This window comes from Candidatus Omnitrophota bacterium (genome assembly GCA_041648975.1).
In the GTDB taxonomy this organism is placed as follows: domain Bacteria; phylum Omnitrophota; class Gorgyraeia; order 2-01-FULL-45-10; family 2-01-FULL-45-10; genus JAQUSE01.
In genome coordinates this window covers 19,805-29,241 of the sequence record JBAZNZ010000025.1, presented here as the reverse complement: position 1 = coordinate 29,241, position 9,437 = coordinate 19,805, and the positions used below count along the sequence as shown (strand labels likewise).

11 protein-coding genes are annotated in these 9,437 nt (G+C 48.4%); all 11 read right to left on the bottom strand.

The window, feature by feature from the left end; translation table 11 throughout:
- Positions 1-354 (bottom strand): Holliday junction resolvase RuvX (gene ruvX, locus WC592_08120; protein ID MFA4982413.1); only part of this gene is annotated, 354 nt, incomplete at its 3' end.
- Positions 351-1,259, bottom strand: a complete 909-nt coding sequence (locus WC592_08115; GenBank protein ID MFA4982412.1) for a mannose-1-phosphate guanylyltransferase — start codon at positions 1,257-1,259, stop codon at positions 351-353. The genes ruvX and WC592_08115, both read right to left, overlap by 4 nt.
- The gene (trpA, locus tag WC592_08110; GenBank protein ID MFA4982411.1) at positions 1,249-2,052 is read right to left on the bottom strand and encodes a tryptophan synthase subunit alpha; all 804 of its coding nucleotides are present in this window, start codon (positions 2,050-2,052) and stop codon (positions 1,249-1,251) included. Before trpA ends, WC592_08115 begins: the two co-directional genes overlap by 11 nt.
- Positions 2,053-2,150: 98 nt before the next feature.
- Positions 2,151-2,540, bottom strand: a complete 390-nt coding sequence (locus tag WC592_08105; GenBank protein MFA4982410.1) for a hypothetical protein — start codon at positions 2,538-2,540, stop codon at positions 2,151-2,153.
- Positions 2,541-2,679: 139 nt separating this feature from the next.
- Entirely contained in the window at positions 2,680-3,213 is a 534-nt protein-coding gene (locus WC592_08100) for an NYN domain-containing protein (protein MFA4982409.1), read from the bottom strand.
- Between the two features lie 523 nt (positions 3,214-3,736).
- On the bottom strand, positions 3,737-4,507 hold the full coding sequence (locus WC592_08095; protein MFA4982408.1) for a TIGR02391 family protein: 771 nt from the start codon (positions 4,505-4,507) through the stop codon (positions 3,737-3,739).
- 312 nt (positions 4,508-4,819) lie between these two features.
- Positions 4,820-5,995 (bottom strand): tryptophan synthase subunit beta, encoded by a 1,176-nt coding sequence (gene trpB, locus WC592_08090; GenBank protein ID MFA4982407.1) that lies wholly within the window; start codon positions 5,993-5,995, stop codon positions 4,820-4,822.
- A complete protein-coding gene (locus tag WC592_08085; GenBank protein MFA4982406.1) occupies positions 5,992-6,612 on the bottom strand; it encodes a phosphoribosylanthranilate isomerase in 621 nt (206 codons plus the stop codon). The genes trpB and WC592_08085 overlap by 4 nt, the downstream gene beginning before the upstream one ends.
- Before the next feature lie 11 nt (positions 6,613-6,623).
- Positions 6,624-7,400, bottom strand: coding sequence for an indole-3-glycerol phosphate synthase TrpC (trpC, locus tag WC592_08080; GenBank protein MFA4982405.1), 777 nt, complete (start codon positions 7,398-7,400; stop codon positions 6,624-6,626).
- A gap of 10 nt (positions 7,401-7,410) precedes the next feature.
- Positions 7,411-8,421: an anthranilate phosphoribosyltransferase gene (gene trpD, locus WC592_08075; protein ID MFA4982404.1), complete on the bottom strand. Its 1,011-nt coding sequence runs from the start codon at positions 8,419-8,421 to the stop codon at positions 7,411-7,413.
- Between the two features lie 403 nt (positions 8,422-8,824).
- Positions 8,825-9,388, bottom strand: a complete 564-nt coding sequence (locus tag WC592_08070; GenBank protein MFA4982403.1) for an aminodeoxychorismate/anthranilate synthase component II — start codon at positions 9,386-9,388, stop codon at positions 8,825-8,827.
- Positions 9,389-9,437 lie beyond the last annotated feature (49 nt).

Below are 9,437 nucleotides of genomic sequence, written 5' to 3'. Positions count from 1 at the left end.
GACCCTTTTTCTTTTTGCGCGGCTTAAGTCCGCCTCTAGAAGCGTCCTCTCCGCCTGGACGGTCGAAAGGCGTTCATCCCAGGTCTTCACAGGGACATCCACCGCTTTTGAAAGGCTCTCCATGAACTCCATCGCCTCTTTGGTCTTCTGGCTATGACTTCCGTTCATATTAAGAGGAAGGCCTACAACCACCTCTATTACGCCGTGTTCTTTAATAAAATCCTTGATCTCGCGCAGGTCTTGCTCCAGGCTCCGGCGCACCAATGTCTTTACGCCCTGGGCTGTGATAAAAAGTTCGTCGCTTACGGCGATGCCTATCCTCTTTGACCCGAAGTCCACCCCAAGTATTCTCATATTATCTTCACTATCTTTCCGCCCCTCGAAACGAACTTGCGCGATTCCCGCTTCAATATCGACTCCAGCGTCTTGAAGCTTCCCATGTCATGCCATCTATAGTCGCCTTTAACACAGTACATGTTCCCCACCTTCTCCATTATCGCATAATCGATAGATATGTTGGGAAGAGAGTCATACATGTTGCCTTTATGGCGCATCTTCGTTACCGCATTGTAGATCTTCGGCGCAAGCTTCCTCGTCACCTCCAGGATACAGGCCGCTGAAAATATAAAGATGCCGGTGTTCCATAGATAGCGCCCGCTCTCCAGGTACTTTTGCGCCGTTGGCAGATCCGGCTTCTCAACGAATCTCTCGACCTTTAATGCGCCATCGCCGGGCTTTTTCCCTTTGATCTTTACATATCCGTATCCTGTCGAAGGAAAATCGGGTTTGACGCCCAGAATGATCACGCTATCCATATTATTTTTAATAAATTTTATACCCGTCTTTACGGCCTTGAGATATTTCTTCTCGTCCAATATATAATGATCGGTCGGCAGTATGAACATGATGGCGTCCGGCCGCCTCCTGGCAAGGATAGACGCGGTCAATGCTATGGCGGGCGCCGTGTTCCTGGATATCGGCTCCAAAATAAGGTTCTTAGACCTTATTTTCGGCAGGTCTTTTAAGACGAGCCCGGTATGCGCCTTATTCGCTACCACTACTATCTGTTCTGCCGGGACTATGCACCTGGCCCTATCGATGGTACGGGCGAACATAGTCTTGCGGTCCCTGGTGATAGATAGGAACGCCTTCGGCCTGGCGCTTGTGGACAGAGGCCTTAGCCGCACCCCTTTGCCGCCTACGAGTATCACGGCATAGACATTGCCGTTACCGGACTTATCACGTTTTTCAGGTCCCATGTATGGCCTCCGCCAGTTTTTTCGAAAACCGCGAAACCTCCGAAAGCATCCTTTTCGGATTATTCCTGTTAGCCTCAATAATCCTGACTATAGCGCTTCCCACTATAACGCCGTCAGCGACACGCGCTATCGCTCCGGCCTGTTTTGCGTTCGATATACCAAAACCTGCAGCCACAGGTTTTCTTGTAACGGACTTGATTGACCTGATCCTGGAAATGGTCTCCGCCGGGAGGGTCCTTCTTGCGCCGGTAACGCCGGTTAACGATACATAGTATATGAATCCCCGCGAACTATCGGCGATCTTGTTTATCCTGTCAGCCGTGGAAGTAGGAGCGATCAGGAAGATCGTCGCAACTCCGCTCGCCCTGCCGAGCCTTATCACTTCCTTACCTTCTTCGATAGGCAGGTCCGGGATGATGACGCCGTCAATGCCGTGCCGCTTGCAGCTTTTGAAGAAACGGCTGACCCCGTATTTGAAGACGGGATTGTAATACGTCATGAAGACCATTGGGATTGCGGTATCTTTCCTTAAACGCCCGGCCATTTCGAATATCTTACGCAAGGAGGCTTTTTTCCGGAGAGCCCTCTGGGACGCGGCCTGGATCGTTGGCCCGTCCGCGACGGGATCCGAGAACGGTATGCCGAGCTCCAATATGTCGACTCCGGACACTTCCAGGGCACGCACGAGCCGCGCGGTCGTACCAAGGTCAGGATCGCCCGCAGTGATATAGGCGATGAACGTCTTCATGCCAGCCGCTTTTAACTCCCCAAACTTCTCGTCGATTCGATTCATCTCTTTTCACTTTCAGTTTATTGTGTTTTTTGAGTTCATTGAGTTTGTTGCGTTAAACGCAATAAACTCAAGAAACGCAATCAACACAATTAACTTTTCTATTTGGCCTCTTTTAACATTATCGGATAGTTCAAAATAAGTTCATTGTCTAACAGCACCTCGACCCAGTACTTTCCGGGATTAGGGAATACTAGATTGTTGAACCGCGATACGAGCGTATGATGCCTATCGATATCCGGAAGCTCGAAGACCTGCTCATCGGTCTGAAAAACGACCGACTTGTCCTTCGGGTTCACTATGCGTATCTTCTGGGTGAACGTGCCCTCACCCTTGCACCACCTGTTTACGACGAAGAGAGCGTAATGCGTCGCGGGAAATTTCCTCGCGTTTATCGCCTCGAACAGCCCGATGAGTATGAACTTACCGTTATTCTCCTGCCTCACGTCGTCACACAGGACCGAGAACTGCAGATTCGGCTTTATTTTCATATCGCTCCTTTGAAATGTTAAGTAAAAAAAATTCAGTTATTACAGGTTGACAAAAACGCTATCCTGTACTATACTTATAACCAGACAAGTCATCCGAGGCCCGTTTGTTAGCCGTAAGGCGCAAGCGGGTTTTGTGATTTTAGGGCTTATTGTCAAATTCCCACGCTGGCTTAAACTTATTGATATCGAAATAATGGTTCGCTGCCTGAATCAAGTCTTTAGCAACATGCCATCGCGTTGAAACGATAACAACCTTTTTGCCTTTCCCCCTTAAAAGGTTGACCAAAGAAACAAAATCGCTGTCTCCACTCATTATAACTGCCGTATCATAGTTGTCAATGCAGGACATCGCGTCTACTACCATATCGGTATCACAATTGCCCTTTAACGTTATCGTGCCATCGTCATTCATAATCTTCCTAATTTTCTTTACTCTTAATATAAATCCTTTTCTGCTAAGCATCTCAAAGAACGATTTCTGGCCTGTAGACTCTTCAAAGAACGCGCTATAATAATATATGCCTATTAAGGTACACTTAGATTCGAAATATTTCTTCAACTTTTTGAAATCTATTTTCCATTCGGTATCCTTATAACAATGTATGATATTTGCCGCATCAATAAACACTGCGACTTTTCCGAATAGATGATCTTTATTGTTTAATGGTGTCATAATATTGGCCGTCTTTAGTTCAACCTAAGCCTCGTTATTCGAGCACTGGCTTCTACAGAAAATTTACGGGTCCTGCCACTCCTTCGCCTTTTGTTCTAAAGGGCTCGTATGGGTTTATCCCGCCATCTGTTTAGCTCGGGGCGGGATCCCGCCTCAAGTATTACTCCGGGCGGGACAATCTACCACGGGTATATTCTGTGCGCGTATCTATGTATCCCGAACTACATCTCTTTAACATTCGGGCACCCCATCCAATCCGCCTGTCATTAACCCCATCGGATTGGGTTTACAATCTGTAGTCGTAGGGGAGGTTTAAACCTCCCCTACGACATAAGCGCGTATCTATGTGCGCCGAACTACGCCCTTCTATATTCGGGACACCCCATCCCTGCCCGCCTGACTTAGTTTGCTGCGATCAGGCGGGCATACTTCGCCCTTTATCGACAAAAGGCTAGAAGGAGTGTCACCCGTAAATTTTCATAGCAACATTTACCGATATCGTAATAACCAATTTAAACCTTAATTATTTGTTATCTTTTACTGAGATATTTTCACTTTGATACAAATGTGTATTATAATGTTTTAGAAATTCGTCGTCCAAAAGTCGCATTAAAAGGCTAGCTAAAGCCAGGTACTCTAGCGTTTTGAATGAGTCATTTTGAACAAAGTTTAAATGTGCTTTTTTGTCTCTTATTCCAACAACACCCTTAAAAAGATACATAAACCCGCGTTGTTCCGCTCTGTCCAACGTATCAGATAAATTATTTAGCTTAACTAATGGAGTATTTACGCCATCGCACCCAAATACCCTGTTCATTAAATCATCTCCATCTAATTCCCTCGCATTGCTGCCGTGCGGATTTTTTGCTACTACTTTAACTCTATTTATAACTTCAACCAACGCGGCTTGTATAGCTTCTTTATAATGACCATTTTTAAATAAATCTAAAGCTACTGACTTTATTCCAGGATGCAACTCATAATCATTTTTTACTGTTTCAAAATCAATTGTTGGTAATAACTCCATGTTTGACTTGAGCAATTTTTTCCCTGCCTCCGTAAGGGAATACCAGCGGTCTCCATTTGTATCATATACGAGCCCCTCAGAAAGCAACTTTTGAAATGCCTGTTGTGTAGTCGCCGATATTTGCTGCAATATATTGATATCGCGATTTTCGCCAGCTATATTGCGAATAAGCTCGCTATCTCGATGGAACAAATTATGCCACGAGCTACATTTCGTTTGCAAAATGTGCTGCAAAATTTGAACGTGGTAATTACTATATTTGGACATTTCTCATACCTTCATTCTAAGTTAAGACTTAAGGGACACTTACAAATTTGCGATTAGACCTGCCCCTATCTTGCCCTGTTCCGCCTGCAAAATTTCTTCGCTCTTCTATGGCAACGATGGCAAACCGGCCATGTGGGTTGAGCCGTAAATTTTGATAACGTCTCGTTATTACCCAAAGCACTTTAGCGCCATAGTTACCATAAGAATAAAGTAGCTATTATAACTTAAGCAAAACAAAATACCCTTGAAATCAAAATTAGGCGAGGCCCACTGGCCGGTTCGGCCATCGGCGCAAGGGCCAAGCGAAAAATTTTACAGCACACCTCTGACTATGTCTATATCCTTATCGCCCCGGCCGGAGAGGCAGACGATTATGACTTTGTTCCTCGAAAGCCGTTTCGCGAGCCGGGTCGCGTAATAGAGCGCGTGCGACGATTCGAGGGCCGGGATTATCCCCTCGAGCTCTGTCAGCATCCTGAAACCCTCGAGCGCCTGCTTATCGGTGACCGCCGCGTATTTCGCGCGGCCGAAGGCCTTCAGATACGAATGCTCAGGCCCGACGCCCGGATAGTCCAGCCCTGCCGATATCGAATGCGCTATCTTTATCTGCCCGTCCGCATCCTGTAATAAATAACTCTTGGAACCGTGCAAGACGCCGACCGAGCCCTTACACAGCGTCGCCGCATGTTTACCGGTACCCAGCCCAAATCCGGCCGCCTCTACTCCTGTCAAGGCCACTTTGTCTTTAATGAACGAATAGAATATCCCCATGGCGTTCGAGCCGCCGCCTACACAAGCTACTACATGGTCCGGGAGGCGCCCCTCTTTACCCAGTATCTGCTTTCGCGCCTCAGTTCCTATGATAGACTGGAAATCCCTGACCATCATCGGGTAAGGGTGCGGTCCTGCCACAGAACCGATCACATAATATGTCGAGCGGACATTCGTCACCCAGTCCCTCATAGCCTCGTTCATCGCGTCTTTCAATGTCCTGGAACCGGAAGCGACCGGATTGACCTTCGCCCCCAGCATCCTCATCTTGAATACGTTTATCGCCTGACGTTTAATGTCTTCCTCGCCCATGAATATCTCGCATTTAAGACCGAACAGGGCCGCAACCGTAGCCGTAGCGACACCGTGTTGTCCGGCGCCTGTCTCGGCTATTATGCGCGGCTTGCCCATCCTTACAGCAAGGAGCGCCTGCCCCAAAGTGTTATTAATCTTATGAGCGCCTGTATGGAGCATATCTTCCCGCTTAAGATATATCTTAGCTCCCCCCGCTTTTTCCGTAAGTCTCTTAGCGAAATATAATACGGTAGGCCTGCCTGCATATTCCCTTAAGTAATTGACAAACTCGCTCCTGAAGCGCTTGTCGCTCCTTGCGCGGCTATATTCCCTGTCGAGCTCACCGAGCGCCGCCATCAGGGTCTCAGGCACGAACTTGCCGCCGAAACCGTCGTAATAACCTCTATTGTCAGGTAGCTTCAATCTTCTCTCCTCACGTTCTCCACGAACTTTTTCATCAATCCGATATCTTTCTTTCCCGGCGAGGCCTCGACCCCGGTAGAGACATCTACGCCGAACGGCGCGACCTCTTTTATAGCTTGCCGGACATTAGCCGGCGTCAATCCGCCCGCGAGTATAACGGGTTTCAATATCTCGAAATCCTTCAAGATCTTCCAGTCAAAAACCTCACCGGATCCGCCGATAGAATCGCGTTTATACGTGTCCAGCAGGTAATAATCCGTATCATACATGTTTATCTTTTTCAGGTCGTCCTTATCTTTCAGCCTGAATGCCTTGATCACCTTGTATTTGTCTTTGAAATATACGCAAAAATCCGGAGTCTCATCCCCGTGGAACTGCAGGATATCCAGCAAAGCGTCTTGCGCTATTCGTTGAACATTCTCCTTCGTCTCGTCCACAAAGACGCCGACTTTCCTGACAGACTGGGGGATCTCGTTTATTATATCCTCTGCCGTTCGCGGCTCGACATAACGCTTCGAACCGTTATAAAATACGAAGCCGAGCATATCCGCCCCTAACTCAGAAGCGGCAAGCGCGTCGATCTTATTCGTTATTCCGCATATTTTTATCTTAGTCATACACTCTTTAGCTAATACCTCATTATTTCCCGCATCTTACCGGCGATATCCTCGGCCTCCATGAACGCCTCACCGATCAGGACCGCGTTCACGCCCAGCGACTTCAGGAACATCACGTCTTCATATGTCTTTATGCCGCTTTCGGAAACCCTGACCTTATTCTGCGGGATGAGCCGGATCAGCTTCTGCGTAACGCCGAGGTCCACTTTAAAAGAATGCAGGTCCCTATTATTTATCCCGATAATATTCGCGCCTGTCGAGAGGGCTTTCTCGATATCCTCCTCGTTGTGCGCTTCTACAAGGATATCAAGGCCAAGCGTTTGCGCCAGGTTATAGAATCCCGCCATCTCATTCGTCTCAAGTATATCGGCTATGAGTAATATGGCGTCCGCGCCCGCGGCCACAGACTCGTATATCTGGTACTCGTCTATAATAAAATCTTTTCTCAAGACAGGAAGAGAGATGTTCTCTTTCACCTTATGTATATGGCCGAGCGAGCCGGCAAAGAACCTCTCGTCGGTCAGGACGGATATCGCGGCCGCGCCGTTAGCCTGGTACGTAACGGCTATCCTGGAAGGATTGAAATCCCCCCGCAATATACCTTTGGACGGCGACGCCTTCTTTATCTCGGCTATAAGGTTTATGTGGTGAGGCCTCGATATGTTCTTCTTGAACGTGCTCTTCACACAGATACCCTTTGTCTCTTTTACGAGCTCCGCAAGAGGCTTAATGCGCTTCGCCTCTTCGACTACCTTCCTCTTTTCTTCTATTATACGCGACAGTATCATAGCTCTCTCTTCAACTATTTGTAATCTCTATCAGCTTCATCAGCTTTTTCAAGGCCGATCCTGAATCGAGCGACGCAGCAGCCAGCTTGACGCCCGCCTTAAGGTCTTTAGCCTTGAATGCCGCTACAAGCGCTGTAGCCGCGTTCATCAATACCACATCCCGCTTCGGTCCGCGCTCGCCCTTCAGCACCGACAATATTAAACCGGCATTCTCTTTCGCGTCCCCTCCCGCTATATCATCCAGGGAAGCGCGTTTTAAACCGAATTTTTCGGGGGTAAGGTAATATGTCTTTATCTTCCCTTTATTCAATTCTGTCACCCTGGTCCTGCCCGTTATGGTCAATTCGTCAAGCGTATCCATTCCGTAGACGACAAAAGCCCTCTTTAAGCCGAGGTTCTTCAGCACGCCCGCCATCGTTTCTGTAAGCTTCGCGTCATAGACCCCAAGAACCTGGCTTGAGGCGTCCGCCGGATTGGATAGCGGACCGAGGATATTGAATATCGTCCTGATGCCGATCTCTTTTCTCACGGGGGCCGCAAACTTCATTGCGCCATGGAACAGCGGAGCGTACATGAAACCTATGCCTATCTCAAGGATGCACCTCTGGACCATGTCCGGGCTTATATCAAGTTTTACGCCAAGCGCTTCGAGGACATCGGCGCTTCCGCATTGGCTCGACGCTGCCCTGTTACCGTGTTTGGCTACCTTGACGCCGCAGCCGGCTACAACGAACGCGACCGTGGTGGATATGTTGAACGTATTCGTGGAACCCCCGCCGGTGCCGCAGGTATCGATTATGGTCTCCTTGCCGGCATGTATATGCAGAGACTTTTCCCGCATTACCCTGGCTGCCGCGGTTATCTCGATCACCGTCTCGCCTTTCATGCGTAAAGCAGTTACAAAAGCGCCTATCTGGGAGGGCGCGGCCTTACCGGACATTATCTCATCGAACGCCTCGCGCATCTCTTTTTCCGACAGGTCTATGCGCCTTGCTGCCTTCTCTATCGCTTCGCGTATCATCTTTTTCCTCATATATTATTGTTCGAGCGTACGCCACACAGATCGGCGGATCCGCCTTCGGCGGAAGCGGCGAAGCCGCGAGTCGAGAACAATCCCGCTCAAGCAGCACCGCCACCAAGACCGCAACCCCATGCGCCTGCGCCATCGGAGCAGGTATTAGGTGAATTTCCCCCACTGCATGCTCCGGCAGCCGTACCTATATTACAGTCGGTTAAAGCTGAGCTTCCATTTATACAATCTGCCGCGTCCATGCTTCCGTCACCGCAGTTAAGCCTTGCAGTATCCCGCCCCCCCGCGGATAACATAGATATCCTATTCAATCCGGGCTTCGTCCAGCTAAGTCTCTTCTCTTTCTCGCTCATATTAAACCCCTCCTTAACCCGCGAGATCATATCAAAATTTGTTATATTATCAGAAAATTCTTTAACAGCTTCATGCCCTCGAGCGTCAATATCGATTCCGGATGGAACTGGACGCCGTATATCGGATACTTGACATGCTGGAGCCCCATTATCTCCTTGTCTTTCGTTTCAGCCGTGATCCTAAGGCACTTCGGAAAACTCTTCCTCTCGACTATAAGAGAATGGTACCTCGTTCCTTCAAAAGGGTTCTTAAGCCCCTTGAACAATCCCTTACCGTCGTGATAGACGAGCGATGTCTTGCCGTGCATGAGATCCCTGGCGCCGATTATCTTTCCGCCGAAGACCTCGCCTATAGCCTGGTGGCCGAGGCATACGCCAAGTATAGGAACTGTCCGTCCAAAATCGAGTATGACCTGTTCTGATATGCCGGCATTTTTAGGAATTCCCGGCCCGGGAGATATGACGATCTTCTTCGGATGCATCTTCTTTATCGCGCCGATAGTGATCTTGTCATTCCGGTATACCGCAAGCTCCGCGCCCAGCTCGCCCAGATACTGGACGAGATTGTAGGTAAATGAGTCGTAATTGTCTATAACTAAAATCATAGCAAACACCTATTGATAACTTTAAATTCGAAGCACGAAATCCGAAATA